Raw genomic sequence first — 26,296 nt, 5'->3', positions numbered from 1 at the left:
TCAAAGCGTATCAGTCCCGCGCAGCGAAGAATGCCGCCACTTTGGGTTGGAGCCATGCCCAGATTTTTGGCGCGCCCTTGTTGATCTTGGGGCCGATCTGCGCGGCAAAGCGATCATAACTCACATCGTACTCGATCCAAGATCCGCCTCCCGATGCAAGGTTCTGCATCGGTGGCTGCATCCGGTCGATGGATTTTGCAAATTGCGCTTCGGGTGTTTCATTTGCTTCGAATTCTTCCCAGAGGGCGCGGAACTCGTGCGCCTGATCGTCGGGCAGAAGGCCAAAGATGCGCTCTGCGGCGGCTTGTTCCTGAAGGGCCATCGCGGTGACATCGTGATCCCCAAAGACCGGCGCATCGCCCGCGTCGATCTCAACGATGTCGTGCAACAGGAGCATTTTGATGACTTTGCCGATGTCGAGAGGCGCTTCGGAATGCTCCGCCAGAACAAGCGCATAAAGTGCTATATGCCAGGAATGTTCGGCGCTGTTTTCCATCCGCGAGCCGTCGCAGAGCGTGGTGGCGCGCATAATGGACTTCAGGCGGTCCACTTCGCTGAGGAACGCCATTTGTTGATCCAGGCGGGACATGATACCTCTGCGCGCGGCTTCGGAAAAGACGCTCAGCGTCCGAAGTTTTCGTCTTTCTTCTGGCCTTCGATCCGCGCCCGGATAAAGGCGCGGGCCTTGCGTTCGGCCAGCCGCACGCGGATTGCGGTCAGAAACGCCTCTTCCAGAGTGGTCGAGGCTGCCCCGAGTTCGGCCGCGACTTCCATGAAGAAGCGGTCGTCATCGAGATGTTTCATCGCCTTGAGGGTGTCGTCGGCAAGCTTTTCAGCAAGCTCTTGTACCATCGACATGGAGGGTGATCCTTAACGGCTGTTCTCGGTCAGGCGGCGCTTCACGTAACCCGTCACATTGTCGATCATCGTATCCATGTGCGGTTCCTTGAAGAAGTGGTCGGCGCCTTCGATTTCAGTATGTGTGACGGTGATGCCCTTTTGTTCGGACAGCTTGTTCACCAGCGACCTTGTGTCGGCAGGAGGTGCGACGCGGTCGCCTGTTCCGTTGATGATCAAGCCGGACGAGGGGCAGGGGGCGAGGAAGGAAAAGTCGTACATGTTGGCAGGCGGGCTGACCGAGATGAAGCCGGTGATCTCGGGGCGGCGCATCAGAAGCTGCATCCCGATCCAGGCGCCGAAACTGAAACCCGCAACCCAACAATGTTTGGAATTGTTGTTCATGGATTGCAGGTAATCAAGCGCAGAGGCGGCGTCAGACAGCTCTCCGATGCCCTGGTCATATTCACCCTGGCTGCGCCCGACGCCGCGGAAGTTGAAGCGCAGCACGGTGAAGCCCATGTTGTAGAACGCGTAGTGCAGGTTGTAGACGACCTTGTTGTTCATCGTGCCGCCGAACTGCGGATGCGGGTGCAGGATGATCGCGATGGGGGCATCGCTTTCTTTTTGGGGATGATAGCGGCCTTCGAGGCGGCCTTCGGGTCCGGGAAAAATCACCTCGGGCATAGGCGGTGGTGGCTCCTGCTTTGGCTCTGGTGCGGCCGTCCGTAAATCTTGACAGCTTCACTCAGGCTTCTTAGAATGGTTCTAAATCGGGAAGCTTCCCCGAAATGGTTATCCGCACATAGGCAATTGCCCTTGCAAGGTCAATTGTGTCGCACGGGCGTTTGGGAGACGGCCATGAAATTGAGTACGAAAGGTCGGTATGCGATGGTTGCTCTGGCGGATATCGCCCTGCAGCCGGACGGGACATTGGTGACGCTGGGCGATATCGCGCAGCGGCAGGACATTTCGTTGCCCTATCTCGAGCAATTGTTCGTCAAGCTGCGCCGGGCCGGGCTGGTTGCGTCGGTGCGTGGACCCGGGGGCGGGTATCGGCTGGCCAAGGCGGCAAGTGATATCCGGGTGGTTGATGTGTTGGGCGCGGTTGATGAAACGGTGGACGCGATGCACAAGGGCGCGGGCGCGTCAGGTGGCCTGTCGGGCAGCCGTGCGCAATCGATGACCAACCGGCTTTGGGAAGGTTTGTCGGCGCATGTCTATGTGTTCCTGCACCAGACCCGGCTGTCGGATGTGGTTGGCAATTCGCTGGCTCCGTGCCCTGCTGTGCCGAACCTGTTTGCCGTGGTGGACGAGTGATGGGATCGTATTGGCTGCGCCAATCCGACCGGCAGGGGGCGCTGCCCCCTCTTGGCCTGCGGCCAATTCACCCCCGAAGTATTTCTGAACCAGAGAAGCCGGGAGAGCTTTAGAGTGGCGCGCGTCTATCTGGATCACAATGCGACCACGCCGCTGCGGCCTGAGGCGCGCGACGCGATGATCGCGGCGATGGATGTCGCGGGCAACCCGTCTTCCGTCCATGCCGAAGGGCGGGCGGCCAAAGGCTTGATCGAGCGGGCGCGGGCACAGGTGGCGGCGGCGTTTGGCGCGGATGGCGCGGATATCGTATTTGTTTCCGGCGCAACCGAGGCTGCCGCTTTGGCCTGCGCCGGGCGCGGGTTGTTCGGCGCCGGGATCGAGCATGATGCGGTGCGGGCGTGGATTGATCCAGTTTTGGCGGTCGATGAGGCGGGGCAAGTGACGATGACTGATCCGGCGCGGACCGCCTTGCAACTGGCAAATTCCGAGACCGGGATTGTTCAGGACCTGCCGCAAGGGCTGGCGGTGGTGGATGCGACGCAGGGTTTTGGCAAACTGCCCGTTGCGTTCAACTGGCTTGGTTGCGAGATGGCATTGATTTCTGCGCATAAGCTGGGTGGGCCAAAAGGGATCGGCGCGCTGGTGATGAAACGCGGAACCGATCTTGCGGCGCAGATCAAGGGCGGCGGTCAGGAGATGGGGCGCCGTTCTGGCACCGAGAACGTCATCGGGATCGCGGGATTTGGTGCAGCCGCGGAAGCAGCGGCACGGGATCTGGACGCCGGGGTTTGGGGTCGGGTCGAAAAACTTAGAAACATTCTAGATTCGGCTATTGAGGCTGGCGCTAAAGAGACTATTTTTGTCGGGAAAGAAGGGCGGCGTCTGCCGAACACGACATGCTTGGCCACACCCGGCTGGAAGGGCGAGACGCAAGTGATGCAGATGGACCTGGCGGGTTTCGCGATCAGTGCGGGGTCGGCCTGTTCCAGTGGCAAGGTCAAGGCCAGCGCGGTGCTGACTGCGATGGGGTTCGATACGGTCACAGCCAGCAGCGCGATCCGCGTCTCGCTCGGGCCGAAGACAACCGAAGACGATGTGATGCGGTTTGCCGAGACGTGGCTGACCAAATGGGAAAAACACCGCGCGCGAGCCGCGTGAGAAACAAGACAGGGGTGCAAGCATGGCTGCTTTGGATAATGTGACCGTCAAGGAAGGCGTGGATCAGGAAACCGTCGATGCGGTGCGCCAGGTTGGTGGCAAGTACAAGCACGGCTGGAACACCGATATCGAGATGGAATATGCGCCCAAGGGTTTGACCCCCGATATCGTGCGTCTGATCTCGGAAAAGAACGAAGAGCCGGAGTGGATGACAGAGTGGCGTCTGCAGGCCTATGAGCGGTGGCTGCAGAAGGAAGAGCCGACTTGGGCAATGGTCGATTATCCCGAGATCGACTTTCAGGACCAGTTTTACTACGCGCGTCCGAAAAGCATGGAAGTGAAGCCGAAATCGCTCGACGATGTCGATCCGAAGCTGCTCGCAACCTATGAAAAGCTGGGCATTCCGCTCAAGGAGCAGATGATCCTTGCGGGGGTCGAAGGTGCCGAAGACTTGCCCGCCGAGGGCCGCAAGGTCGCGGTGGATGCGGTATTCGATTCCGTGTCCGTGGGCACAACGTTCCAGAAAGAGCTGAAAGAGGCGGGCGTGATCTTCTGCTCGATCTCGGAGGCCATTCGCGAGCATCCGGAGCTTGTGAAGAAATATCTCGGCTCGGTCGTGCCGGTGTCGGACAACTTCTACGCAACGCTCAATTCAGCGGTCTTTTCGGATGGCTCGTTCGTTTACGTGCCGCCGGGTGTGCGCTGCCCGATGGAATTGAGCACGTATTTCCGCATCAATGCGGAAAACACCGGTCAGTTCGAACGCACGCTGATCATCGCCGACAAGGGGTCTTACGTGTCCTACCTTGAAGGCTGCACCGCGCCGCAGCGCGACATCGCGCAGCTGCATGCAGCGGTGGTCGAGATCATCGTCGAAGAAGACGCCGAGGTGAAATACTCGACGGTGCAGAACTGGTATCCGGGTGACGAGAACGGCAAGGGCGGTATCTACAACTTCGTGACGAAACGGGCCGATTGCCGGGGCGACCGGGCCAAGGTGATGTGGACGCAGGTTGAGACCGGGTCGGCGGTGACGTGGAAATACCCCTCCTGCATCCTGCGGGGTGATGACAGCCAGGGCGAGTTCTATTCGATCGCCATCGCCAACAATTACCAGCAGGCCGATACCGGCACGAAGATGATCCATCTGGGCAAGAACACGAAGAGCCGGATCGTTTCGAAAGGGATCAGCGCCGGTCATGCGCAGAACACCTATCGTGGTTTGGTGTCGATGCATCCGAAAGCCAAGAACAGCCGCAACTACACCCAGTGCGACAGCCTTCTGATCGGCAGCCAGTGCGGGGCGCACACCGTCCCGTATATCGAGGTCAAGAACAACTCGAGCCGGGTCGAGCACGAGGCAACCACCTCCAAGGTGGATGACGATCAGCTGTTCTATTGCCGCCAGCGCGGCATGGACGAGGAAGAGGCTGTTGCGCTGGTGGTCAACGGGTTCTGCCGGGATGTGTTGCAGGCGCTGCCGATGGAGTTCGCCATGGAAGCGCAGCAGCTTGTGGCGATCTCGCTTGAAGGGTCTGTGGGATAGGGAGAGCCGGGGCGGCCCGGTTCGGTCCGCGCCGCAGTATTTGCCATGCCGATATCCGCCATCCTGATCACGTCCGTTGTGACCGGCGTTTTCTGCGCAATTTTCGCAGTTGTGGTGGATGTGCTGACAGACGCTCTGGCGATGTGGATGGCGATTGCATTGGCTTTTGCGTCCGGGTTTACGGGATCGCTGTTCGCGCAACTGGTTTTGAAGAGGAAAACATGATCATCACGGCGACCAACATTATCGAAGGCCAGAAGACTTTCGGTTGCAAGGGGGTTGAGGTGGGCAATGCAATAATGGGAGTCCGGCAAGACATTATGCATATATCAGAATGGGTGTTTAGGTGAGAACGAATTTCACAGAGATCCACACGACCCTGAGCAATATCCATGACTCAAGACACACTAGTGGCGCAAGGGAAGGCATTTTTGCGTTTCTGATCGTATGTATCGCGGCAACTATTCTGTTCTCGTTTCACCCAATGGTCTGGCTGCCTCTTTTTCTCAAGGTGTTCTTCACATTGATCGTGGCGGTTTCGTGCGCGGCGTTTTTCGTTTGGTGGATCGGCGGCGCGAAAACACGCCATGTTGCCAGATTGGCAGCGGATGTTCGCAAATCGATCGCATCTGAGAGGAGACGACAGCTTGAAGAACTGAGTAAGAATGGTGGTTTGCACCGATACAAAAGCGACGAACCATCGAAAAAGGCGTAATAAAGAGGTAGCCATGATCATCACGACGACAAACAACATCGAAGGCCAGAAGATCCTTGAATACAAAGGGATCGTGGTGGGTGAGGCGATCATGGGTGCCAACGTGGTCCGCGATGTGTTCGCGTCGATCACGGACATCGTCGGCGGTCGGTCGGGCGCGTATGAGGCCAAGTTGCAGGACGCACGGGATGTGGCGATGCGCGAATTGGAGCAGCGTGCCGTGGCGCTTGGGGCCAATGCCGTGGTCGGCGTGGATCTGGATTACGAAGTGGTCGGCAATTCGATGTTGATGGTGTCCGCCAGCGGCACCGCCGTGCTGACGGATCGCGGCTGAGGCCGCACTTACAGAACAGATATCGCCCGCATGGTTGGGCAACCAAATGGAAAAGGGCAAGAAAATGTTGGAAATCAAGAACCTGCACGTGCAACTCGAGGAAGAAGACAAGCAGATCCTCAAGGGTGTGAACCTGACGGTCGAAGCGGGCAAGGTGCATGCGATCATGGGGCCGAACGGGTCGGGGAAATCGACCCTCTCCTACGTGCTGTCCGGCAAGGATGGCTACGAAGTGACCGAGGGTTCGGCGACGTTGGATGGTGAGGATATTCTGGACATGGAGCCGGAAGAGCGTGCTGCGGCAGGTGTCTTTCTTGCATTCCAGTATCCGGTGGAAATTCCCGGCGTTGGCAACATGACCTTCCTGCGCACAGCGGTGAATTCCCAGCGCAAGGCGCGTGGCGAAGAAGAGATGTCGGCGAGCGAATTCCTCAAGGTGATCCGTGCCAAAGCGAAGGACCTGAAGATCGACGCCGAGATGCTGAAGCGTCCGGTCAATGTAGGCTTCTCGGGCGGCGAGAAAAAGCGCAACGAAATCCTGCAGATGGCGATGCTTGAGCCGAAGATGTGCATTCTGGACGAGACCGACTCGGGCCTTGATGTGGACGCGATGAAACTGGTGGCCGACGGTGTGAACGCGCTGCGCGACGAGGGGCGTGGGTTCCTTGTCATCACGCACTATCAGCGACTGCTGGACCATATCAAACCGGACGTGGTTCACATCATGGCGGATGGCCGGATCATCAAGACCGGTGGTCCCGAGCTTGCGCTTGAAGTGGAAAACAACGGCTACGCGGATCTTCTGGCGGAGGCGGTGTAATGGCGTTGCCGCAGATAAAACAGGATGCCACCGACGCGAGGCTTGCGGCGCTCGACATGCCGCAGGGCGGTTGGGCACAGGCGGCGCGCGAGGATGCTTTGGCGCGTGTGCAGGCGATGGGTCTGCCAAGCGGGCGCGATGAGTACTGGAAATATACCCGCCCGGATACGCTGGTGCAGCCGGAAGCGCCGAGCGCGGCCTTGCTGGAAGGCGATGAAGAGCCGATTTTTGGAGCGGTTGACCGTCTCAAGATTGTGTTTGTTGACGGTGTGTTCAGCGCTGAGGATTCCGATGAACTGGCAATGGACCATGTGACCATCGACCGGCTTGCGGATGCGCCCGACATACATTGGGCGAAAGACCTCTACGGCGTGCTGGAAACGCGGGGCCAGACCCCTGTTCAGCGGCCTTTGGCAGCGCTTAACTCGGCCTTTGCGACCGACGGCGTTCTGATCCATGTCACAGGTAAGGCGCCCAAGCCTATCAGCCTGATTTACCGTCATGAATCAGAGACTTCTGATGCGATCCTCCACCATGTTGTGAAGATCGATGCGGGTGCCGAACTGACGCTGTTGGAAAACGGTCCGGCGGCGGCCCGGTTCAACAAATGCATGGAGGTCGAGATCGCGGATGGCGGGACGTTCCAGCATGTCCGGGCGCAGGGTCGCGACCACGAGCGTCGTGCGGCGACAGCGATCTTTACCCGGCTGGGTGAGGAATTGGTGTTCAAGTCGTTTACCCTGACGGCCAACGGTGTGTTGACGCGCAACGAATGTGTCATCGAACTGACTGGCGACAATGCGACCGCACACGTGGCGGGTGCCTGTGTGGGCGACGGTGATTTCCACCATGACGACACGGTGTTCATCACCCATGACGCGCTGAACTGCGAAAGCCGTCAGGTGTTCAAGAAAGTGCTGCGCAACGGCGCGACGGGCGTGTTCCAGGGCAAGATCCTTGTGAAGGAAGGCGCGCAGAAGACGGATGGTTACCAGATCAGCCAATCGTTGCTTCTGGACGAGGACAGCCAATTCCTCGCCAAGCCGGAGCTTGAGATCTACGCAGACGACGTGGCCTGTTCGCATGGCTCGACTTCTGGCGCGATTGACGAGGAAGGCCTGTTCTACCTGCGCTCGCGCGGGATTGAAGAGGGGCCGGCGACGGACCTTCTGACCATCGCGTTTCTTGCGGAAGCGGTGATGGAGATCGAGGACGAAGGCCTGCAGGACGAGATCAACGGTCGCGTCGAGGCGTGGCTTGCACGGCGTCGCGGCTAAGCAGCGATGCCGTTCACGCAGGATATCGCGGCCACGTATCGGGGGCCGGGCAAGGTTGTGCGCCGACTGGTGAATGCCGGACAGCGCGAGGACCGTGCCTTGGCGATCCTCATGGGGGCGTGCGCGATCCTGTTCATTGCGCGCTGGCCTGCTCTGGCCCGTCAGGCGCATCTGGAGGGGCTGGAGCTGAACATGCTGCTGGGCGGCACGTTGATGGCGACTGTGTTTCTGGCGCCGTTGCTGTTTTATGCGCTGGCCTTTGTCGCCCATCTGATCGCGCGGGCGATCGGTGGCCAGGGTCCGTCCTTCAACGCAAGGATCGCCCTTTTCTGGAGCCTTCTGGCCTCGTCCCCGCTGATCCTGCTGAATGGGCTTGTGGCGGGCTATATCGGCGCGGGGATACAGTTGACCATCGTCGGACTGATCTGGTTCTGCATCTTCATGTGGTTCTGGATCGCTGGCATGTTGGCCGTCTATCGCGGGGGGGCGGCGTGACATTCGAAGGATTTTTCCGGCTGGCGTTGAACACGGTGGTGGCGCCGCGCGATGTGGCACGGCTGTTGTTGGCGATGAATTTGCCGTCGCAAGCGCTGTGGCTGGCCTTTGCGCTGGTCATCGTGCTGAACACGTTGATGTTCTCGGCGTCGCTGATGCTGGTGCCTGCAAATGATCTTTTTGGTGCGGTTCTGGTGAACCCGACCGTCTTCGGCGCAATGCTGGCGGTGTCGGTGGGAGCGCTGATCGTCGCGGTGACGCTCTGCGGCAGACCGATGGGTGGCCGCGCGGGCGTTCCGCAGATTGCCATCCTTGTGATCTGGCTGCAGGCTTTACGGGTCGTGATGCAGGCAGTGGTGGCCGTGGTTGGCCCGTTCAGCCTGTTTCTCTCGGGGGTCCTGATCAGCGCCGCCTCGGTGCTGGGGATTTGGATCTTCGTGAATTTCATTGATGTGGCACACGAGATGGGAAGCCTTTTGAGGGCTGGTCTGGTCTTGTTGTTGGCCGTTGTCGGCATGATGCTGGGGCTGAGTTTGATCTTCAGCCTTCTTGGCGTCCAGACCGGAGGGATACCTGGATATGTATGACGTCACCGAAATCCGCCGCGATTTCCCGATCCTGTCGCGCGAGGTGAATGGCAAGCCGCTGGTCTATCTCGACAACGGGGCGAGCGCACAGAAGCCTCAGGTGGTGATCGACGCGATCACCCGCGCCTATGCCGAGGAATATGCCAACGTCCATCGCGGGCTGCACTACCTGTCGAACCTCGCGACGGAGAAATACGAAAGCACGCGGGGCGTGATCGCGCGGTTCCTCGGTGTGAAGGACGAAGACGAGATCGTCATGAACACCGGGACCACCATGGGGATCAACACCGTGGCCTATGGCTGGGGTATGCCGAACCTCAAGGCCGGGGACGAGATCATCCTGTCGGTGATGGAGCATCACGCCAACATTGTCCCTTGGCACTTTCTGCGCGAACGGCAGGGTGTGGTGATCAAGTGGGTCGATGTGGACAGCACCGGCTATCTGGACCCTGAGGCGGTGATCGCCGCGATGGGGCCGAAGACCAAGCTGGTCGCGGTCACCCATCTGTCGAACGTCTTGGGCACCGTAGTGGATGTGAAGACCATCTGCCACGCGGCGCGCGAACGCGGAATCGCCACGCTGATCGACGGGTCGCAGGCGGCGGTGCATATGCCTGTGAATGTCGAAGAGATCGGCTGCGATTTTTACGCCATCACAGGCCACAAGCTTTACGGCCCGTCCGGGTCGGGTGCGATCTACATGCGCAAGGAGCGCATGGCCGAGATGCAGCCTTTCCTTGGCGGCGGCGACATGATCCGCGAGGTCCACAAGGACGAGGTGCTCTGGAACGATGCGCCCATGATGTTCGAGGCAGGCACGCCGGGCATCGTGCAGCAGATTGGTCTTGGGGTTGCGCTTGATTACATGATGGGGATCGGGATGGAGAACATCGCCGCCCACGAGAAAAAGCTGCGGGATTACGCGCGGACGCGTCTGGATGGCCTGAATTGGCTGCAAGTGCAGGGCACAACGCCTGACAAGGCGGCAATCTTCAGTTTCACGCTGGATGGCGCTGCACATGCGCATGACATCTCGACCATCCTTGATAAAAAGGGCGTCGCGGTGCGGGCGGGTCAGCATTGCACTGGGCCGCTGATGGATCATCTCGGGCTGACCGCCACCTGTCGCGCGTCGTTCGGGATGTACAATACGGAAGAAGAAGTGGACAAACTGGTGGATGCGCTTGAACTGGCGCATGATCTATTTGCCTGAAGTGGGGGGACAGAATGGCTAACCTATCTTTGCGCCGCGCGCGCACGATCATCCGCAAGACGCTTGAAGCTGGGCGCGCGGCGGACATGAAACCGCTCTCGGTCATCGTGCTGGACGCAGGCGGCAACGTGCAGGCGTTCGAGCGTGAGGATGGGGCAAGCCCCGGGCGCTTCCAGATCGCGCATGCCAAGGCCTATGGTTCGGTGATGCTGGGCATGGCAGGCAGCGCGCAGAAGAAGCGGGCAGAAGAACAGGCCTATTTCATCACCGCAGCAGGCGCGGCGCTTGGCGGACAGATGGTACCAGTGCCGGGTGGCGTGCTGGTCCGCGATGCCAAGGGCAACGTGTTGGCCGCCGTCGGCGTGACCGGGGATACCTCGGACAATGATGCGGCTGCCGCCAAGGCTGGGATCGAATCCGTGGGTCTGACCGCGGAAATATAAGGATACACATCATGGCGCGGCCCGTCGTCGGCATCATCGGCAACCAGTACCTGATCAACGATCAGTACCCTGCACATGCGGGTGGCTCGATGAACTCGGAAGCGGTGGCCAAGGTGGCTGAATGCATGCCGCTGCTGGTGCCTGCAGACCCGCGCTTTCTGTCGGTCGAGGAGCTGCTGGAGGTGTGCGACGGGTTTCTGCTGACCGGCGGGCGACCCAATGTGCATCCCGAAGAGTATGGCGAGGCCGCAACCGAAGCGCATGGCGCGTTCGACCGGGCACGAGACGCCATCACTTTGCCATTGGTGCGCGCCTGTGTAGAGCGCGGTCAGCCGTTTCTGGGCATCTGTCGGGGATTTCAAGAGGTGAACGTTGCTATGGGCGGTACTCTTCACCCTGAGATCCGTGATCTGCCGGGGCGGATGAACCACCGGATGCCACCTGACGGGACGCTGGAAGAGAAATTCGCCCTGCGCCATGTAGTGACGTTGCAAGAAGGCGGTGTGTTTCATCGCCTGTTCGGCTCCAACGAAGTGATGACCAACACGCTGCACGGGCAGGGGATCAAGACCCCCGGCGCGCGGATTGTGATCGAAGGCCACGCGCCCGATGGCACGCCCGAGGCGACCTATGTGAAGGACGCACCAGGTTTTACACTTTCGGTGCAATGGCACCCGGAATGGGACGCGGCGAACGATCCGGTGTCGCGGCCGTTGTTTCAGGCTTTCGGCGATGCGGTGCGGGCCTGGGCCTGCGGCGAGAGTGTCGGCGGACGCCGCGTAGGCGCGGTGTAAGTCTCCGCCGACGCAGACCCGCGCGCCTCAGGTCACCGCTTTGCGCTGCTTGAATTCGGGTGTGTCCCAGAGCCGGTCGCGCATGATCCGTGCAAGAATTTCAACCGCCTGATCCACATCCTCAAGGCTCAGATAAAGCGGTGTGAAGCCAAAGCGCATGATGTCGGGCGCGCGGAAATCGCCGATCACCTTGTGTGCGATCAGAGCCTGCATCGCGGCATAGCCTTCGTCGAATTTGAAGCTGACCTGAGACCCGCGTACTGCCGCGTCCCGTGGGCTTGCGAGGGTCAGATCGGGGCAGGTGGACTCAACCCCCGCAATGAACCGTTCCGACAGTTCGATGGACCGCGCGCGCAGGTCTTGCAGGTCAACATCGTCCCACACGTCGAGCGCCGCGTCCAAGGCCGCCATCTGTACGATGGGCGGTGTGCCAACCCGCATCCGGGAAATGCCTGCACCTGCCTTGTAGCCAAGGTCGAACGCGAAGGGGCTGTCATGCCCCAGCCACCCGGACAATGCTGGCAGGGCCATATCGGCGTGGCGGGGCGAGACATAGATGAAGGCGGGCGCACCGGGGCCGCCATTGAGGTACTTGTAGGTGCAACCGACCGCGAAATCGGCGTTGACCCCGGCCAGATCGACCGGGATCGCGCCAGCGGAATGGGCGAGATCCCAGACAGTTACAACGCCTTCTTCATGTGCCTTGGCCGTGAGTGCCGCCATATCGTGTTTGCGCCCGGTGCGGTAATCCACCTCGGTGATCATCGACACGGCAATCTCGTCTGTGATCGCGGCTTCGACCTCTTCGGGCGCGACAAGGCGCAGTTCGTAGTCCGGGCCAAGCAGCGAGATCAGCCCTTCGGCCATGTAAAGGTCGGACGGGAAGTTGCCGGTGTCCGACAGGATCACGCGTCGGTTGGGGTTCAACTTTAACGCCGCTGCAAGCGCCTGAAACACCTTGATCGACAGCGTGTCGCCCACCACCACATGCCCCGGCTCGGCCCCGATCAGCCTCCCGATCCGGTCGCCCAGTCGCGCGGGCATGTCCATCCAGCCGCAGGCGTTCCATCCGGTGATGAGGTGATCGCCCCATTCGTCGGTCACGGTCTGCGCAACGCGAGCCGCCGCCGATTTCGGCAATGGCCCCAAAGAGTTGCCGTCGAGATAGATCATACCGTCGGGCAAATGAAACGCAGCGCGGGTGGCGGTGAAATCGGTCATGTCGTCCCTTTCCGGGGTCTTAGAGTTTGGTCCGCAGGTGCCAGAGATCAGGGAAAAGCTCAACCTCGAGCATGCGCTTGAGATAGGACACGCCACCCGTCCCCCCCGTGCCGCGTTTGAGGCCGATCACCCGCTCCACGGTGGTGACATGGTTGAAGCGCCAACGGCGGAAATAGTCTTCAAGATCGACCAGCTTTTCCGCCAATTCATAGAGATCCCAGTACCGACTTGGATCGCGATAGACCTCGGCCCAGGCGGCTTGCACCCCCTCGTTCGGCTGATGTGGCTTTGTCCGATCTCGGGTCAGGGCATCTTCCGGCACAGCCACCACCTGCGCCAGTCGCGCGAGCGCGCAGTCATAGAGCGAGGGCTTCTCCATCTCGGCAGTCAGGCGCGCGGTCAGGTCTGGCCGGTGGGCGTGGGGTTTGAGCATGGAGGTGTTACGGTTGCCCAGAAGAAATTCGATCTCGCGATACTGTGCGGACTGAAAGCCCGAGCTTTGGCCAAGGCTTTCGCGGAAGGTGGTGTAGTCGCTGGGCGTCATGGTGCGCAGCACATCCCATGCGGAATTGAGCTGTTCGAAAATGCGCGACACACGGGCGAGCATCTTGAAGGCTGGACGAATCTCGGCCCCCGACAGGGTGGTGCGCGCCGCATGCAACTCATGCAGCGCCAGCCGCATCCAAAGCTCCGACGTCTGGTGCTGGACGATGAACAGCAATTCGTCATGTGCGCTGCTCAGCGGGTGCTGTGCGGTCAGAACAGCGTCAAGACCAAGGTAATCAGTATAGGACATGCGCCCGTCAAACGACATCTGCGCGCCGTCTTTCGCCGGATCGTAGGGGTCGCTCAAAACTCACCTCCTGAGATCTGGATGGCTTGACCGTTGACGCTGCCCGAGTTGGGCGCGCAGAGCCAGAGCGCGGCCTCGGCCACTTCCTCGGGCGCAATCAGGCGGCCATGGGGGTTTGCACCCACCATCACGGCTCTTGCCTCGTCCTCGCTCATGCCGGTACGCGCCATGATCCGGTCGATGTTCTGCGGGACGATATCCGTGTCCACATAGGCCGGGCAGATCGCGTTGAACGTGTAGGGTTTGCCCAGATAGTCGGCGGCCAGCCCCCGGATCAGGCCGATCATGGCGTGTTTCGACGCGGTATAGCAGGGCGCGCCCTTGAGCCCCCGCAGCCCGGCGATGGAGCTGATGGCGATGACGCGGCCCCAGTCGGTCTGGTGCATCGACTTGAGGCTTTCGCGGATCGTGAGGAACGTCCCGTCAAGATTGGTCGCCATCATGTTGCGCCAGAACGCCATGTCCATCTTGTGCAACGCGCGGCCTTCGGCGATGCCGGCATTGGCGACGCAGACCTGCACAGGCCCTCGTGCGGAAACGGCGCCTGCGATCCCATCAACCACCGAGGCCTCGTCCTGCACATCCATCACCAATGCGTGCAGCCCGTGGGCGTTCGCCGCCGCTTGCAGCACATCGGCGCGGCGTCCTGTGATCGTCACCTCTGCGCCTGCGTCCTTCAATGCGATGGCGATGGCCAAGCCGATTCCTGTCCCGCCGCCTGTGATCAGGGCATGTTTGCCAGTGAGTGTCATGTCGCCTCCCAAAACCGTTTGGCCCGACCGTATATGTCCTGCTGCCAGTGGCAAGATGGCCCACCTGCGGGGGGTTGCTTTTCTCATTCACGTTCATGAATGTGTGCGCGACCACAGGAGGAGCGTCATGCGTATCATTTCCACCCTCGCCATCGGCTGCCTGGCCCAGATGGCCGCTGCCAGCGAAGACATTGCCGACAAGTACCCGCAGTCAGAGCTTTACGACAAACCGGTCGAAGTGATCCCGCATGTCTTCTCGGCCATCGGAGCCACCGCGCCGCCGACCTATGAAAACTCGGGCCACAACAATAACCTGAGCTTTGTGCTCACAGGCGACGGTGTGGTGGTGATCAATGGCGGCGCGTCGGCCCGTCTGGCAAAAGCCCTGCATGACGAGATCAAGGCGATCACCGATCAGCCGGTGAAGCTGGTGATCAACGAGAACGGGCAGGGTCATGCCGTGCTGGGCAATTCCTATTGGGCGGGCCTTGGCGTTGATATCCTGGCCCATGAAGATGCGATCGCAGAGGTCGAGAAGAACGGCGATTTCATCCTGCAAGGCATGCAGCGCTACAATCGGGACAAGGCCGAGGGCACGACGGTTGCCGTCCCGAACCTCAGCTTTTCCGACAGATACGTGGTCGAGATGGGGGATGTGACGCTGGAAGTTCTGCATCTTGGCCCGGCGCATGATCCCGGCGACACGCAGGTGTGGATTCCGCAATGGGGCATCGTGATCGCGGGCGACATCGCTTTCCATGAACGCATGCCGCCGATCTTTCCGGAAACCGACACCGATGCATGGGTCGAAACTTTTGACGGGCCGTTCACGGCGCTGGGGGCGACCTACGTGATCCCAGGCCACGGCCACCCAACCAACATGGCGCAGGTGACGCGCTATACCTCTGACTACATCAAGGACCTGCGCGCCAAGATCGGCGCCCATATCGACGAAGGCGGCGATCTGGCCAGTGCCTATTACGTGGACCAGTCGAACTGGGCACATCTGGATACGTTCGAGGAACTGGCGACCAAAAACGCAGGGCGCGTCTTTGAAGAGATGGAATGGGAATAAGCGCTTCGGTCTGATCTTCTTCTTTTTACAAATATGCCGGGGAGTTTGAGGGGCTGGCCCCTCAAACGTTTCCGTCAACGGAAACGGAAGATGCGCTGACGCATCTTCGCCCGGCCCGGATTGACGCCATCGCCTCATCACACCAGTGTCGCGCAACAAACAGCGCAAAGGGGCGATCATGCAGCCGAACATCCTGATTCTGATGGTGGACCAGTTGAACGGGACGCTGTTCCCCGATGGTCCTGCCGATTGGCTGCATGCGCCCAACCTCAAGAAACTGGCGGCTCGCTCCACCCGGTTTCAGAACGCCTATACCGCAAGCCCGCTTTGCGCGCCGGGGCGTGCGGCCTTCATGTCGGGGCAATTGCCCTCGGCCACCGGCGTCTATGACAACGCGGCCGAATTCCCATCCTCGATTCCGACCTATGCGCATCACCTGCGGCGGGCGGGATACTACACCGCGCTCAGCGGCAAGATGCACTTTGTCGGGCCTGACCAGTTGCACGGGTTCGAGGCGCGCTTGACCACCGACATATACCCCGCCGATTTCGGCTGGACGCCGGATTACCGCAAACCCGGTGAGCGGATCGACTGGTGGTATCACAACATGGGCTCGGTCACGGGCGCGGGGGTGGCCGAGATCACCAATCAGCTCGAATATGATGACGAGGTTGCCTACCAGGCCAAGCTCGCGCTTTATGATCTGTCGCGCGGCAAGGACGACCGCCCGTGGTGCCTGACCGTCAGCTTCACCCATCCACATGACCCCTATGTCGCGCGGCGGAAATACTGGAATCTCTACGAAGATTGCGAGCACCTGCTGCCCGAGGTGCCCGCGATGGCATATGAGGACCATGACCCGCATGCCAAGCGCATTTTCGACGCCAATGACTGGCGCAATTTCGACATCACCGAGGACGACATCCGCCGGTCTCGTCGGGCCTATTTCGCCAATATCTCCTATCTGGACGACAAGATCGGCGAGATCCTCCAGGTGCTCGAAGACACGCGGCAGGAGGCGATCATCCTCTTTGTGTCGGATCACGGCGATATGCTGGGCGAACGGGGTCTGTGGTTCAAGATGTGTTTCTATGACGGGGCCTCGCGGGTGCCGCTAATGATCGCTGCCCCGGAGATGGCGGCGGGCCTGGTGACGGATCCGGTCTCGACGATCGACGTCTGCCCGACGCTCTGTGCTCTGGCGGGGGTGAGCATGGAAGAGGTCATGCCATGGACGACCGGGGAATCGCTGGTACCTCTGGGGCAGGGCGGTGAACGCACAAGCCCGGTGGCGATGGAATACGCGGCCGAGGCGTCTTATGCGCCGCTGGTGTCGCTGCGATACGGCAAGTGGAAGTACAATCGCTGCTCGCTTGATCCCGATCAGTTGTTCGATCTGGAGGCTGATCCGCATGAATTGACCAATCTGGCCGATCATCCCGACCATCAGGGCACGGTGCAGAGCTTACGGGCGAAGTCTGAGGCGCGATGGGACCTGGCGCGGTTCGATGCGGAGGTGCGGGCGTCACAGGCCAAACGCTGGGTGGTCTACGAGGCTTTGCGGCAGGGCGGATACTACCCGTGGGACTACCAACCCCTGCGCGATGCATCCGAGCGGTTCATGCGCAATCATATGGATCTGAACGTGCTTGAGGAAAACCAACGCTTCCCGCGCGGCGAATGATTAACCTTTCTTAACGGATTCCATTGTTTGGCCATTTTTGGCTGCACATATTTACGGAATGTTAAGATACGTTTTGCTTACTGCCGCCCTTCTTCTCGCCACGCCTGCCTCCGCTGGGCCGAATGGGACCATTCGCGTGGTCGATGGCGACACGTTCAAGATTGACGGCACCACCGTGCGCCTGCATGCCATCGACGCGCCGGAAACCGATCAGATGTGCGGCGATGCCAACAGCCCAGCCTGGGCTTGTGGCGACTGGGTCCGGTCTGAAACCCGCGCTCTTTATGAAGGGCGCAGCGCCCGGTGTACCGCGCTCGATACCGACCAATACGGTCGGACCGTCGCCAAATGCAGCGTCGACGGGCAGGATGTCGGCGAACGCTTGGTGCGTGAAGGGTTGGCCTTTGCCTATCGCCAATACGGCATGGACTACGATCTCGCGGAAAAGGGCGCTGCCGTGAACGGGCGCGGTCTGCATGCCACGGGGGTGATGTCGCCCGCCGCGTTTCGGTCGGCGCAACGGGCGCAGGCGCGACCTGTCACGGCGCGAACCGAGACCGGTGCAAAGACTGTGACGGTGAACCGAGGCACCCCGGCAAAAAGCAGCTGGCTGCCCAACGTCCTCAATCCCAAGTGCAAGATCAAAGGCAATATCAGTGTGAGCAAAGGCGAACGTATCTATCACGTGCCCGGACAGAAATATTACTCCGAGACCCGCATCTCACCGACCAAGGGCGAACGCTGGTTCTGCTCCGAGGACGAAGCCCGCGCCGCCGGGTGGAGAAAAGCGCGGAATTGATCGCGGTTTGATCCGGGTCAAAGTGAAAGATGCACCTCTCTGACATGTTGACGGTGAAAACATCAGGAGAGGAGTGGACCCATGTCACATACCCCACACGAATTGGCCGAGGAATTCCCGGAGCATGTCGATAAAATGAGCGCGCTCAAGCAGTCCGACGCCCATTTCGCCAAGCTGTTCGACAGCTATCACGACATCAATCGCAGCGTGCACAGGGCCGAAACTAACGTGGAACCGATGGATCAGTTCGCCGAAACCGAAATGCGAAAGCAGCGCGCAGCGCTCAAGGATCAGATCTGGGGGTACCTTCAGGCATGATCAGTCCAGAAGAGCGGTGATCGCATCGGTCACCGTTCTGGACATCGGCCGCGCGTTCGATCCGAATGTCGCGGCCACGCTGCCATCTGGGGCGATCAGAACTTTGTTGAAGTTCCAGCTTGGCGCAAATCCCGTTTCGGTTTCGAGCCATTTGTAGAACGGATGCGCACTGTCGCCCCGGACCGAGGTGATGGTGGTCATCGGAAAATCGAGGCCGAAATTCACCTCGCAGAAATCCTTTACCTCTTCGTCGCTGGCCAGTTCCTGCCGGAAATCATTGGACGGGATTGCCAGCACGACAAGCCCGCGGTCCCGGTAGGTGTCATAAAGCTCCTGAAGCCCGTCATATTGCGGAGTGTACCCGCAGCGTGACGCTGTGTTGACCACAAGCACCGGCTGACCGCGCCATGCCGCAAGGTCGATCTCGCCGCCATCAATGGACGGAAAGGTAAAGCTGGACATGGCAGCCTGCGCCAGCGTCGCGCAGGTGATGAGGATGGCTGATAGAAGCGGGCGCATATGATCTCTCCTTACCAAGGGAGTTAGGCGATTGTCGGCCAAAGGAAAGTCTCAGATCCTGCGGAACACCATGACAAGCCCACGATCCTTTGCGTGATCATGGTCTGCGTTTTCGTAGATCGGGATATCGTGAAAATCGACCATGGTGATCAACTTGTGTGCCACCATCAGCGCCAGCCTTGATCCGAAACCCGACCCGTCAAACACGGGCGGGATCACCCCGCAGACAAAGAGCGCACCTTGCTTGGCAACGCGCAAGAGTTCGGGAAACACCTCTGGACCGACATGCCCGTGGGTAAATGTGCCGCTTGAGACAAACCCGCCATAGCTTTCATCTTCCATCGGAAGGGTCTGCGTGAGATCCGCACAGATACGGTTGCGATACAGCCCTTTTGCAGCGGCCTGATCCAGCATGGCTTGCGAAATGTCGATGCCGTCCACCGCGCAATCCCGGAGATGTTCCGCCAGAAGCCCGGTTCCCGCGCCGATGTCGAGCACCGGCTCTGTGCCAGCATAGAGGTCCTTGAAGATTCGGGCGATCTCCCGTGGGGCGATGTAGCCGTGGCGTTCGCCAAAGCTGCTGTCATAGCTGCTGGCCCAATCGTCATAAAGCGCCTTGGCGTCTGAGGCCCCCTTGATACTGTAGGCGCGTTCCAGGTTGTGATCCGGCATCAAGGCCTCCTTCGGCATAATCTGGGGTAGGATGGCGGGAGTGCAGCTGGTCGACAAGTGTCTTGCGCGACGGCTCCCGCACTTCCATATTTTCCGGACGATAGCTTTTGGAGCAGGACATGGCAGGCGGTTGGGCACGGGATGGTGCGGTTCAGGAACAGATCGACGCGTCGATCAATGATGAACTGGCACGATTGAAGTCGCGCAAGGCTCCGGTTGGGGAAAGCCTGACCCATTGCGCGGAATGCGAAGAGCCGATCCCAGAAAAGCGCCGCATCGCCATTCCGGGCGTCAAGCTGTGTATCGACTGCCAGCAGGAACGCGACGGCGCCTATCAGGCACGCGGCGGCATCAACCGGCGGGGATCGAAGGACAGCCAGTTGAAGTGAAATGTGCGGACTGACGCCCGCGCAGGGTGTCTCGCCTTCGGCTCGGAATTGACGCGTTTATCGACCTTCGGCATTCACCAGACGTTAAGGTTAACACCCTGCGTTTGGCCTGCATATTCATCAAAAAGAAGAAGCAGGGGACGGTGCGCATCCCCTGCTTCTTCTTTTTCCAAATACGCACACGAAACGGTGCCGACAGCGTGTCACCGGAGGGTCATCCCTCCATCGCCTCCAATTCGTCGATGAAGCCCGAAATCATGCTCAGACCCTTGTCCCAAAACTTCGGGTCGCTCGCATCCAGTCCGAACGGGGCCAGCAATTCCTTGTGGTGCTTCGAGCCCCCCGCCTTGAGCATGTTGAAATACTTGTCCTGGAATCCGTCGGGGTTTTCCTCATAGACGGCGTAAAGCGCGTTCACGAGGCCATCACCAAAGGCATAGGCGTAGACATAGAAGGGCGAATGCACGAAGTGGGGGATATAGGCCCAGAAGGTCTCGTACCCGTCCATGAACTCGAATGCCGGCCCGAGGGATTCGGCCTGCACCGACATCCAGAGCGCGTTGATGTCGTCCGGCGTCAGTTCGCCGCCCCGGCGCGCCTCGTGCAGTTTGCATTCGAAATCGTAGAAGGCGATCTGGCGCACAACTGTGTTGATCATGTCCTCGACCTTGCCCGCCAGCAGCACTTTCTTTTCTGCATCGTCCTTGGCGTTGTCGAGCATGCGGCGGAAGGTGAGCATTTCGCCGAAGACCGAGGCGGTTTCGGCAAGGGTCAGCGGCGTCGACGCGAGCATCTCGCCCTGTTCGGCGGCCAGCACCTGATGCACGCCGTGGCCAAGCTCGTGGGCCAAGGTCATCACGTCGCGCGGTTTGCCAAGGTAGTTGAGCATCACGTAGGGGTGCACATCCGTCACCGTGGGGTGCGCAAAGGCACCGGGGGCTTTGCCGGGCTTCACAGCGGCGTCGATCCAGCCCTTGGTGAAGAACGGCTTGGCGATCTCGCCCATACGGGTGTCGAACTCCGAGTACGCGTTCATCACCGTTTGTTCCGCCTCGTCCCAGTTCACGATGCGCGTCGCTTCCATCGGCAAGGGCGCGTTGCGGTCCCAGACCTGCATCACGTCGAGGCCCAGCCATTTGCGCTTGAGCTCGTAATAGCGGTGGCTGAGCTTGGGGTAGGCGGCGACCACGGCGTTGCGCAGGGCTTCGACCACTTCGGGTTCGACATCGTTGGAAAGGTGCCGCCCGGTTTGCGCGGTCGGCATGCCGCGCCAGCGGTCCATGACCTCTTTTTCCTTGGCCTGCGTGTTGTGGACGCGGGCGAAGATCTTGATGTTTTCGGCAAAGACCTCGGCCAGTTCGCGCGCGGCGGCTTCGCGTGTGCTGCGGTCCTGCTCGGTGAGCAGGTTCAGCGTGCCTTCGATGTTCAGCGGCTCGCCGTCGACTTCAAACTCGAGGCCCGCGATGGTCTCGTCGAAGAGGCGCTCCCACGCGTCGCCGACTACGCCCATGTCATGCAGGAACTTCTCCATCTCGTCGGACAGTTGGTACGGCTTCATCGCGCGGATGCGGCGGATCGCAGGTTTGTAGCGGGCGAGGTCTGCATTGGCGTCGAACAGCGCGTCTACTGTGGCATCGTCGATCCGGTTCAGCTCCAGCGTGAAGAACACCAGCGGTGTTGTGTAGTTGGTGATCTTTTCCTGATGGTCTGACAGGAATTTCGCGCGCTTTGCGTCGGTGGTGAGCTGGTAGTAGCGCAGACCCGCGTAAGACATGATCCTGCCCGCGATGTTCTCGATCTTCTCGTGGCGGTGGATCGCGGTAAGGAATTCGTCTGCCGTCAGATCGGCCAGCTTGCCTTCGTAATCGGTGGCAAAGCTGCGGCAGGCCTCTTCAAGCCAGTCGAGATCGCGTTTCAACTCAGCGGCGTCATCCGAGGGGTATAGGTCTGTCAGGTCCCACTCCGGCAGGTCCCCCAGATTTTTGCTGCCGCTCTGGGCGTTGGCGTCATAGGTCGGTGTAGGGGTGCGCAGCATGGGTCGTCTCCTGTTCTTCGTTGCCTTGGAACCTGTGCCGTGCAGGCGAAAGGTTCAAGGGGCAAAGCCGTAGAGCGTGGCTGGATTGTCGGTAAAGAGCTTCTGTCGGGTGGTCTGATCGGGGATCGCGTCGAGCAGCGTGTTGAGTTGCTGGCCTGCATCGGGCATCGGCACACCGTTCAGCATGAGATGCGGCCAGTCGCTGCCCCAGAGAATGCGGTCTGGGTTTGCCTGCGCCAGTCTTTCGATCAGCGTCTGCGGCTCTGGCGTGTGGCGGTAGGTGGCGCTCAACTTGGTCCAGGCATGACCCTCGGCCAATAGGTGTTCCAGCGCTGTCTGCCCTTCAGTGATCCCCAATGCAGGGTCAGGCCAGGCGCAATGGTCGAAGACGATCTGCACGGGCAGCGAGTGCACTTGCGGGGCCAGTTCTGAGAGGTGCAGATGGGAGTGGGCCAGCATTTCCACATGAAATCCGTAATCCGCGAGCATGGGCGCAAGGCGTTTCATCCCGTCCCAGCTGAGCAATCCGCCATGCACATAGTTGAGCCGCACGGCCTTGCAGTTCTGGTCGGCCAGCGCGCGAATATCAGCCTCGGTCGCGTCGTCCGAGATCAGGCAGACGGCGCGGAACCCGTCTCCCATGCGGCGGGTCGCCTCGAGCGTGATGCTGTTGTCGCTGCCATAGAGAATGGAATGCACGATGACGCCGCGGGTGCAGCCCAACAGCCCGAGATGCGTGCGGTAGCGGTCGAGCCATGTGTCGAGCGTGCCGGGCGGTGGGTTTTCCACGCGACCGTCCCAGAGTGCGAAATCATCCCCGATGAGATGCACGTGGGCGTCGCAGGCGCCTTCGGGCAGCAGTGCGCTGGGCGGGGTGATGGTAAGCGGTGGTGCGGCGGCGGTTGGCTTATCCATAGGTCTCCAGCAATTCTTTCAGATCGTCGAGTGTGTTGGCCTCTTGCAGCGGCTTGTCGTGCCGCCAGCGGGACATGCGCGGGAAACGCAGGGCGATACCGGATTTGTGGCGCGGCGAGGCGTGGATTCCCTCAAACGCGATCTCGAACACATGGTGCGGGGTGACCTGGCGCACGGGGCCGAAGCGCTGCTGGGTGTTCTTGCGGACCCATGCGGTGATTTGGCGGAACTCCTCGTCCGTCAGGCCGGAATAGGCCTTGGTGAAGGGCACCAGATCATTGCCGTCCCAGACTGCGAAGGTGAAATCGGTGAACAGGTTGGCGCGGCGGCCGTGGCCCTGCTGCGCATAGATCATCACCGCATCCACGGTCAGAGGGTCAAGCTTCCATTTCCACCAATCGCCTTTCTTGCGGCCAGACTGGTAGGGGCTGTCCTTGCGTTTGAGCATCAGCCCTTCGGCGCGGTGATCGCGGGCGGTGGCGCGGGTTTGAGTGAGGGCATCCCACGTGTCGAAGGGCAAAGGCGGCGCGGCTTGGATGGGGGCTTCGTCGGGAAGATCGTTCAGCACCGTATCCATCCGCGCACGACGCTCTTGCAAGGGCAGGTCGCGCAGGTCTTGGCCCTCGTGTTCGAGCAGGTCATAGGCCAGAAGGATCACCGGCGCGTCCTCGAGCAGCTTTTTCGGCACCGACTTGCGGCCAATCCGGGCTTGCAACGTGTTGAAGGGAAAGGGCTGGGTGCCATCCCACGCGACGATCTCGCCATCCAGAACTATACCACTTGGTAAAAAATCGGTCAGACGGGCGAATTCCGGGAAGCGGTCGGTCATCAACTCTTCACCGCGTGACCAGACGTGGTGTGCGCCGTTTCGCAGGATGATCTGTCCTCGGATCCCGTCCCATTTCCATTCCGCCTGCCAGTCCTCCGGCGCACCGAGCGCCTCAGGGCCGTCTTCGAGTTGGTAAGCTAGGTAAAACGGGTAGGGTCGGCTGTCGTCCGCTTCCACATCCTCGGCCTCGATCAGGGCGTGATAGGTGGTGGTTTCTGGAGTCCATGCGCCCATGAGGCGATGGGCAAGGCTGGACTCGTCCTGTCCGGTGGCTTGCGCCAAGGCGCGGGTCATCAGTTTCTGGCTGACGCCGATCCGAAACCCGCCGGTGATCAGCTTGTTGAAGAGGAACCGTTCGGTCGGGTCGAGCTGATCCCACGCATCCAGGATACGGGCTTTGCGCTGGTCGATGTCGATCGTGGCAAGCGACTTTAACTCGGTGATCCAGTGTGTCAGGGACAGATCGCTGTCCCGGTTGGGTGGGGGCAGCGTGAGCGCGATGGTTTCCGCCAGATCGCCAACGATGGGATAGCTTTCCTCGAGCAGCCAGAGGGGGATGCCGCCGACTTCGGCAGCCCATTCGCGCAGCTGGGTGGTGGTCACGGCACGTTTGGGGCGACGGCCCGAAAACAGCGCGATGGTCCAGAGCCTGTCAAACTCGTCGGCGGTCTGGAAAAAGGACGCTAATGCCTTCGTCTTGAGGCTGGTTTTGGTGGTTTGGTCGATGGTGGTAAAGAGTTCCGCGAAGGCCTTCATCCGGCGGCGTCCCTTAGGAATGCCCCCAACCGCCGAAGGGCCATGTCTGCTGATGTCGACCGACCGGCATGGAGGTGCCAGACATGCGCCAGATCGGGCCAGAGGTCGAGGGTCACGTTCTCCATCTTCTGTTCCAGCCGCTGTGCGTCCTGCACAAGAGCTTCGCCGGTTGCGGCCTGAATCATCGTGGGCGGAAGGCCTGTCAGATCGCCAAGCAAGGGCGATACTTCCGGGTCTGTGGGGGCTGCGCCTGCCAAATAGCTGGTCAGGATGCGACGCGCCCATGCCGGCGGGATCAGAATTTCATCTGACGCAGCTTCGAAGCGATGGGCGATATCCCCGGACAAATCGGCGACCGGGGCAATGAGACCCAACGCTCTTGGCTGGATGGGGGATGTATCTCGGGCATGTTGCGCGACCTGAAGGGCAAGGCACCCCCCGGCACTGTCACCACATATTGCAACCGGAGGCGTTCCCGCTGCAACCAATCGGTCATAGGCCGCTACCGCGTCATCCCGAGCGGCCGGAAACGGATGTTTGGGCGCAAGGCGGTAGGGGATCGAGATGGCGCGCATCCCGGCGAACCGCGCCAGATGGGCCACAAGTGCAGCATGTGTGTGGGGGCTGCCAATGGTGAACCCGCCACCGTGAAGATACATCAGCAGAGGTGCATTCGGTCCGACCTCGGGTGGCGTGAACCAGAGCGCGCCGTCGCTGTCTGACATGGGCTTGATGTCTTTTGGTATTGAACCGCTGAGTGGGGCTGTCAGGGCGAACATGCCACGCAGGATGGATTGTGGAGCGACGAGTTGCAGGGCGCGCCGTTCCACGGTTCCGGCCTGCCATCGGAAAAAACGGTCGCTCCAACTGAGGTCGGTCATACGGTCGCTCCGGTACTGGCTTCGATGTCGTCTTCTTCGGTGCCGAACTCTGTCTTGAGAACCTGCGCGTTATACTCTTGTGTGTTCAGCCATCGCGCAAAGATGTCGGTGTAACCATGCGTGGCATAAATATTTTCAGCGCCTGTGTTTCTGATCGCAGACATCAGCCCGTCCCAGTCCGCATGGTCGGAAATCACGAAGCCCCGGTCGGCTGCACGGCGGCGGCGGACCCCTCGCAACCGCATCCAACCGGACGCAAAAGCCGTCGAAGATGGGCCAAAGCGCCGCGCCCAATGCGAGCCAAGTGCCGAGGGCGGAGCAATCACCAGTGCTCCGGGATAGTCTTTTGCGTTCAGCGCCGGGGTGACGTGAATGGTATTGGGCAAGCTGTAACCTTGGTGACGCAGGACCTCGTTGGTGTTCTCAACCGCGCCATGGGTGAGAATGGGGCCGATTTCGGGATCGACCATCGCCAACAGGCGCTGCGCCTTTCCGAGGGAATATGCCCCCAGGATCGACGCTTTGCCGTCGGCTGCGTTTTGCGCCCACCATGCGTTGAGATCATTGGCGACCGTCTTTTGGTCGTCCCATTTGAACACGGGCAGGCCAAAGGTGCATTCCGTGATGAAGCTGTGGCAGGTCACCGGTTCAAACGGTTCTGAAATGCCATCAGGGACCACCTTGTAGTCCCCCGAGACCACCCAGACCTGGCCCGCCACCTCGACCCTGATCTGCGCCGATCCGGGAAGGTGGCCCGCGGGATGAAACGACACTGACGCATCGCCGATTTTCCGGATTTCGCCGAACTTGACGGTTTCTACAAAGATATTCCCCAACCGGTGACGCATCACCGGGGCGCAGGCATCGGTGCAGAGATAGCGGCGGTGACCCGGGCGGGCGTGGTCGGCATGTCCGTGCGTGATCAGCGCGCGGTCCACGGGCCGCCAAGGATCGATGTAGAAATCTCCGGCGGGGCAGTAGATGCCACGGTCAGTGAAGGTGAGAACGTTTTGTGCCATGCGCATAAGTATAGGAGGCAAGTTGCACGGCGCCAGAGGG

Annotated in this window: 31 protein-coding genes; 18 read left to right on the top strand and 13 right to left on the bottom strand. The window is 60.5% G+C overall.

What is annotated here, in order from left to right; genetic code table 11:
* Nucleotides 1-10 precede the first annotated feature (10 nt).
* Genes ACMVPR_RS07310 through ACMVPR_RS07300 form a run of 3 tightly spaced genes read right to left on the bottom strand, consistent with a single transcriptional unit; the run spans nt 11 to nt 1,524 of the window.
* On the bottom strand, nt 11-592 hold the full coding sequence (locus ACMVPR_RS07310) for an HD domain-containing protein (RefSeq protein ID WP_416884631.1): 582 nt from the start codon (nt 590-592) through the stop codon (nt 11-13).
* Nucleotides 593-621: 29 nt separating this feature from the next.
* Complete coding sequence (locus tag ACMVPR_RS07305; protein WP_085631993.1) at nt 622-858, bottom strand: hypothetical protein; 237 nt, start codon at nt 856-858, stop codon at nt 622-624.
* 12 nt (nt 859-870) lie between these two features.
* Nucleotides 871-1,524 (bottom strand): alpha/beta hydrolase, encoded by a 654-nt coding sequence (locus tag ACMVPR_RS07300; RefSeq protein ID WP_292264727.1) that lies wholly within the window; start codon nt 1,522-1,524, stop codon nt 871-873.
* A gap of 174 nt (nt 1,525-1,698) precedes the next feature.
* Between ACMVPR_RS07300 and ACMVPR_RS07295 the strand changes: the two genes are divergently transcribed.
* The 13 genes from ACMVPR_RS07295 (at nt 1,699) to ACMVPR_RS07235 (ending at nt 11,539) form a co-directional block, all read left to right on the top strand.
* Complete coding sequence (locus ACMVPR_RS07295; RefSeq protein ID WP_292264725.1) at nt 1,699-2,157, top strand: Rrf2 family transcriptional regulator; 459 nt, start codon at nt 1,699-1,701, stop codon at nt 2,155-2,157.
* 114 nt (nt 2,158-2,271) lie between these two features.
* Nucleotides 2,272-3,315 carry a cysteine desulfurase family protein gene (locus ACMVPR_RS07290; RefSeq protein ID WP_416882298.1) on the top strand — a complete coding sequence of 348 codons (1,044 nt, stop codon included), beginning with the start codon at nt 2,272-2,274 and terminating at the stop codon, nt 3,313-3,315.
* A gap of 22 nt (nt 3,316-3,337) precedes the next feature.
* A complete protein-coding gene (gene sufB, locus ACMVPR_RS07285) occupies nt 3,338-4,861 on the top strand; it encodes a Fe-S cluster assembly protein SufB (protein ID WP_416882297.1) in 1,524 nt (507 codons plus the stop codon).
* A gap of 45 nt (nt 4,862-4,906) precedes the next feature.
* On the top strand, nt 4,907-5,086 hold the full coding sequence (locus ACMVPR_RS07280) for a hypothetical protein (RefSeq protein ID WP_300589063.1): 180 nt from the start codon (nt 4,907-4,909) through the stop codon (nt 5,084-5,086).
* Nucleotides 5,087-5,207: 121 nt separating this feature from the next.
* The gene (locus tag ACMVPR_RS07275) at nt 5,208-5,576 is read left to right on the top strand and encodes a hypothetical protein (RefSeq protein ID WP_416882296.1); all 369 of its coding nucleotides are present in this window, start codon (nt 5,208-5,210) and stop codon (nt 5,574-5,576) included.
* Between the two features lie 13 nt (nt 5,577-5,589).
* Entirely contained in the window at nt 5,590-5,910 is a 321-nt protein-coding gene (locus ACMVPR_RS07270) for a heavy metal-binding domain-containing protein (RefSeq protein ID WP_292264720.1), read from the top strand.
* A 64-nt stretch (nt 5,911-5,974) separates the two neighbouring features.
* Entirely contained in the window at nt 5,975-6,730 is a 756-nt protein-coding gene (sufC, locus tag ACMVPR_RS07265) for a Fe-S cluster assembly ATPase SufC (RefSeq protein WP_300589062.1), read from the top strand.
* Nucleotides 6,730-8,007, top strand: a complete 1,278-nt coding sequence (locus tag ACMVPR_RS07260) for a SufB/SufD family protein (protein ID WP_416882295.1) — start codon at nt 6,730-6,732, stop codon at nt 8,005-8,007. The genes sufC and ACMVPR_RS07260 overlap by 1 nt, the downstream gene beginning before the upstream one ends.
* A 6-nt stretch (nt 8,008-8,013) precedes the next feature.
* Entirely contained in the window at nt 8,014-8,502 is a 489-nt protein-coding gene (locus tag ACMVPR_RS07255; protein ID WP_300589058.1) for a YIP1 family protein, read from the top strand.
* On the top strand, nt 8,499-9,089 hold the full coding sequence (locus tag ACMVPR_RS07250) for a YIP1 family protein (protein WP_416882294.1): 591 nt from the start codon (nt 8,499-8,501) through the stop codon (nt 9,087-9,089). Before ACMVPR_RS07255 ends, ACMVPR_RS07250 begins: the two co-directional genes overlap by 4 nt.
* Nucleotides 9,082-10,302, top strand: a complete 1,221-nt coding sequence (locus ACMVPR_RS07245; protein ID WP_416882293.1) for a cysteine desulfurase — start codon at nt 9,082-9,084, stop codon at nt 10,300-10,302. Before ACMVPR_RS07250 ends, ACMVPR_RS07245 begins: the two co-directional genes overlap by 8 nt.
* 14 nt (nt 10,303-10,316) lie before the next feature.
* Nucleotides 10,317-10,745: a GlcG/HbpS family heme-binding protein gene (locus tag ACMVPR_RS07240; RefSeq protein ID WP_300589053.1), complete on the top strand. Its 429-nt coding sequence runs from the start codon at nt 10,317-10,319 to the stop codon at nt 10,743-10,745.
* 11 nt (nt 10,746-10,756) lie between these two features.
* The gene (locus ACMVPR_RS07235) at nt 10,757-11,539 is read left to right on the top strand and encodes a gamma-glutamyl-gamma-aminobutyrate hydrolase family protein (protein ID WP_416882292.1); all 783 of its coding nucleotides are present in this window, start codon (nt 10,757-10,759) and stop codon (nt 11,537-11,539) included.
* Nucleotides 11,540-11,566: 27 nt separating this feature from the next.
* Here the strand turns inward: ACMVPR_RS07235 and kynU are convergent, their stop codons facing one another.
* Genes kynU through ACMVPR_RS07220 form a run of 3 tightly spaced genes read right to left on the bottom strand, consistent with a single transcriptional unit; the run spans nt 11,567 to nt 14,365 of the window.
* The gene (gene kynU / locus ACMVPR_RS07230; RefSeq protein WP_416882291.1) at nt 11,567-12,760 is read right to left on the bottom strand and encodes a kynureninase; all 1,194 of its coding nucleotides are present in this window, start codon (nt 12,758-12,760) and stop codon (nt 11,567-11,569) included.
* A gap of 19 nt (nt 12,761-12,779) precedes the next feature.
* Entirely contained in the window at nt 12,780-13,613 is an 834-nt protein-coding gene (gene kynA, locus ACMVPR_RS07225; protein WP_416882290.1) for a tryptophan 2,3-dioxygenase, read from the bottom strand.
* Complete coding sequence (locus tag ACMVPR_RS07220; RefSeq protein ID WP_416882289.1) at nt 13,610-14,365, bottom strand: SDR family NAD(P)-dependent oxidoreductase; 756 nt, start codon at nt 14,363-14,365, stop codon at nt 13,610-13,612. Before ACMVPR_RS07220 ends, kynA begins: the two co-directional genes overlap by 4 nt.
* Nucleotides 14,366-14,492: 127 nt before the next feature.
* Between ACMVPR_RS07220 and ACMVPR_RS07215 the strand changes: the two genes are divergently transcribed.
* From ACMVPR_RS07215 to ACMVPR_RS07200, 4 genes are all read left to right on the top strand, one after another.
* The gene (locus tag ACMVPR_RS07215; protein ID WP_416882288.1) at nt 14,493-15,440 is read left to right on the top strand and encodes an MBL fold metallo-hydrolase; all 948 of its coding nucleotides are present in this window, start codon (nt 14,493-14,495) and stop codon (nt 15,438-15,440) included.
* A 175-nt stretch (nt 15,441-15,615) separates the two neighbouring features.
* Nucleotides 15,616-17,124, top strand: a complete 1,509-nt coding sequence (gene betC / locus ACMVPR_RS07210) for a choline-sulfatase (RefSeq protein ID WP_416884630.1) — start codon at nt 15,616-15,618, stop codon at nt 17,122-17,124.
* 58 nt (nt 17,125-17,182) lie between these two features.
* Nucleotides 17,183-17,923, top strand: a complete 741-nt coding sequence (locus ACMVPR_RS07205; RefSeq protein WP_416882287.1) for a thermonuclease family protein — start codon at nt 17,183-17,185, stop codon at nt 17,921-17,923.
* 81 nt (nt 17,924-18,004) lie between these two features.
* The gene (locus ACMVPR_RS07200) at nt 18,005-18,241 is read left to right on the top strand and encodes a YdcH family protein (RefSeq protein WP_292266880.1); all 237 of its coding nucleotides are present in this window, start codon (nt 18,005-18,007) and stop codon (nt 18,239-18,241) included.
* Here ACMVPR_RS07200 and ACMVPR_RS07195 read toward each other — a convergent pair whose 3' ends face one another.
* Complete coding sequence (locus tag ACMVPR_RS07195) at nt 18,242-18,760, bottom strand: glutathione peroxidase (protein ID WP_416882286.1); 519 nt, start codon at nt 18,758-18,760, stop codon at nt 18,242-18,244.
* Between the two features lie 51 nt (nt 18,761-18,811).
* On the bottom strand, nt 18,812-19,432 hold the full coding sequence (locus ACMVPR_RS07190; protein WP_416882285.1) for a class I SAM-dependent DNA methyltransferase: 621 nt from the start codon (nt 19,430-19,432) through the stop codon (nt 18,812-18,814).
* A 119-nt stretch (nt 19,433-19,551) separates the two neighbouring features.
* Between ACMVPR_RS07190 and ACMVPR_RS07185 the strand changes: the two genes are divergently transcribed.
* Nucleotides 19,552-19,821 (top strand): DksA/TraR family C4-type zinc finger protein, encoded by a 270-nt coding sequence (locus tag ACMVPR_RS07185; RefSeq protein WP_292266876.1) that lies wholly within the window; start codon nt 19,552-19,554, stop codon nt 19,819-19,821.
* Between the two features lie 214 nt (nt 19,822-20,035).
* Here ACMVPR_RS07185 and ACMVPR_RS07180 read toward each other — a convergent pair whose 3' ends face one another.
* Genes ACMVPR_RS07180 through ACMVPR_RS07160 form a run of 5 tightly spaced genes read right to left on the bottom strand, consistent with a single transcriptional unit; the run spans nt 20,036 to nt 26,262 of the window.
* Nucleotides 20,036-21,856 carry a M3 family oligoendopeptidase gene (locus ACMVPR_RS07180; RefSeq protein ID WP_416882284.1) on the bottom strand — a complete coding sequence of 607 codons (1,821 nt, stop codon included), beginning with the start codon at nt 21,854-21,856 and terminating at the stop codon, nt 20,036-20,038.
* Between the two features lie 54 nt (nt 21,857-21,910).
* A complete protein-coding gene (locus ACMVPR_RS07175; RefSeq protein ID WP_416882283.1) occupies nt 21,911-22,771 on the bottom strand; it encodes an amidohydrolase family protein in 861 nt (286 codons plus the stop codon).
* Entirely contained in the window at nt 22,764-24,356 is a 1,593-nt protein-coding gene (locus ACMVPR_RS07170) for an ATP-dependent DNA ligase (RefSeq protein ID WP_416882282.1), read from the bottom strand. Before ACMVPR_RS07170 ends, ACMVPR_RS07175 begins: the two co-directional genes overlap by 8 nt.
* Complete coding sequence (locus tag ACMVPR_RS07165; protein ID WP_416882281.1) at nt 24,353-25,237, bottom strand: alpha/beta hydrolase; 885 nt, start codon at nt 25,235-25,237, stop codon at nt 24,353-24,355. Before ACMVPR_RS07165 ends, ACMVPR_RS07170 begins: the two co-directional genes overlap by 4 nt.
* On the bottom strand, nt 25,234-26,262 hold the full coding sequence (locus ACMVPR_RS07160) for a ligase-associated DNA damage response exonuclease (protein WP_416884629.1): 1,029 nt from the start codon (nt 26,260-26,262) through the stop codon (nt 25,234-25,236). The genes ACMVPR_RS07165 and ACMVPR_RS07160 overlap by 4 nt, the downstream gene beginning before the upstream one ends.
* Nucleotides 26,263-26,296: the final 34 nt, after the last annotated feature.

The organism is Marivita sp. (assembly GCF_048006345.1).
In the GTDB taxonomy this organism is placed as follows: domain Bacteria; phylum Pseudomonadota; class Alphaproteobacteria; order Rhodobacterales; family Rhodobacteraceae; genus Marivita.
The sequence above is the reverse complement of the archived record's forward strand: the minus strand, read 5'-3'. Positions and strand labels throughout refer to the sequence as shown.

Coding starts and splice junctions, on each gene's coding strand:
- ACMVPR_RS07305 (WP_085631993.1), bottom strand. CDS start 858: ATGTCGATGGTACAAGAGCTTGCTGAAAAGCTTGCCGACGACACCCTC.
- ACMVPR_RS07300 (WP_292264727.1), bottom strand. CDS start 1,524: ATGCCCGAGGTGATTTTTCCCGGACCCGAAGGCCGCCTCGAAGGCCGC.
- ACMVPR_RS07295 (WP_292264725.1), top strand. CDS start 1,699: ATGAAATTGAGTACGAAAGGTCGGTATGCGATGGTTGCTCTGGCGGAT.
- sufB (WP_416882297.1), top strand. CDS start 3,338: ATGGCTGCTTTGGATAATGTGACCGTCAAGGAAGGCGTGGATCAGGAA.
- ACMVPR_RS07280 (WP_300589063.1), top strand. CDS start 4,907: ATGCCGATATCCGCCATCCTGATCACGTCCGTTGTGACCGGCGTTTTC.
- ACMVPR_RS07270 (WP_292264720.1), top strand. CDS start 5,590: ATGATCATCACGACGACAAACAACATCGAAGGCCAGAAGATCCTTGAA.
- sufC (WP_300589062.1), top strand. CDS start 5,975: ATGTTGGAAATCAAGAACCTGCACGTGCAACTCGAGGAAGAAGACAAG.
- ACMVPR_RS07260 (WP_416882295.1), top strand. CDS start 6,730: ATGGCGTTGCCGCAGATAAAACAGGATGCCACCGACGCGAGGCTTGCG.
- ACMVPR_RS07255 (WP_300589058.1), top strand. CDS start 8,014: ATGCCGTTCACGCAGGATATCGCGGCCACGTATCGGGGGCCGGGCAAG.
- ACMVPR_RS07245 (WP_416882293.1), top strand. CDS start 9,082: ATGTATGACGTCACCGAAATCCGCCGCGATTTCCCGATCCTGTCGCGC.
- ACMVPR_RS07240 (WP_300589053.1), top strand. CDS start 10,317: ATGGCTAACCTATCTTTGCGCCGCGCGCGCACGATCATCCGCAAGACG.
- ACMVPR_RS07235 (WP_416882292.1), top strand. CDS start 10,757: ATGGCGCGGCCCGTCGTCGGCATCATCGGCAACCAGTACCTGATCAAC.
- kynU (WP_416882291.1), bottom strand. CDS start 12,760: ATGACCGATTTCACCGCCACCCGCGCTGCGTTTCATTTGCCCGACGGT.
- ACMVPR_RS07220 (WP_416882289.1), bottom strand. CDS start 14,365: ATGACACTCACTGGCAAACATGCCCTGATCACAGGCGGCGGGACAGGA.
- ACMVPR_RS07215 (WP_416882288.1), top strand. CDS start 14,493: ATGCGTATCATTTCCACCCTCGCCATCGGCTGCCTGGCCCAGATGGCC.
- ACMVPR_RS07205 (WP_416882287.1), top strand. CDS start 17,183: ATGTTAAGATACGTTTTGCTTACTGCCGCCCTTCTTCTCGCCACGCCT.
- ACMVPR_RS07200 (WP_292266880.1), top strand. CDS start 18,005: ATGTCACATACCCCACACGAATTGGCCGAGGAATTCCCGGAGCATGTC.
- ACMVPR_RS07195 (WP_416882286.1), bottom strand. CDS start 18,760: ATGCGCCCGCTTCTATCAGCCATCCTCATCACCTGCGCGACGCTGGCG.
- ACMVPR_RS07190 (WP_416882285.1), bottom strand. CDS start 19,432: ATGCCGGATCACAACCTGGAACGCGCCTACAGTATCAAGGGGGCCTCA.
- ACMVPR_RS07185 (WP_292266876.1), top strand. CDS start 19,552: ATGGCAGGCGGTTGGGCACGGGATGGTGCGGTTCAGGAACAGATCGAC.
- ACMVPR_RS07180 (WP_416882284.1), bottom strand. CDS start 21,856: ATGCTGCGCACCCCTACACCGACCTATGACGCCAACGCCCAGAGCGGC.
- ACMVPR_RS07175 (WP_416882283.1), bottom strand. CDS start 22,771: ATGGATAAGCCAACCGCCGCCGCACCACCGCTTACCATCACCCCGCCC.
- ACMVPR_RS07170 (WP_416882282.1), bottom strand. CDS start 24,356: ATGAAGGCCTTCGCGGAACTCTTTACCACCATCGACCAAACCACCAAA.
- ACMVPR_RS07165 (WP_416882281.1), bottom strand. CDS start 25,237: ATGACCGACCTCAGTTGGAGCGACCGTTTTTTCCGATGGCAGGCCGGA.
- ACMVPR_RS07160 (WP_416884629.1), bottom strand. CDS start 26,262: ATGCGCATGGCACAAAACGTTCTCACCTTCACTGACCGTGGCATCTAC.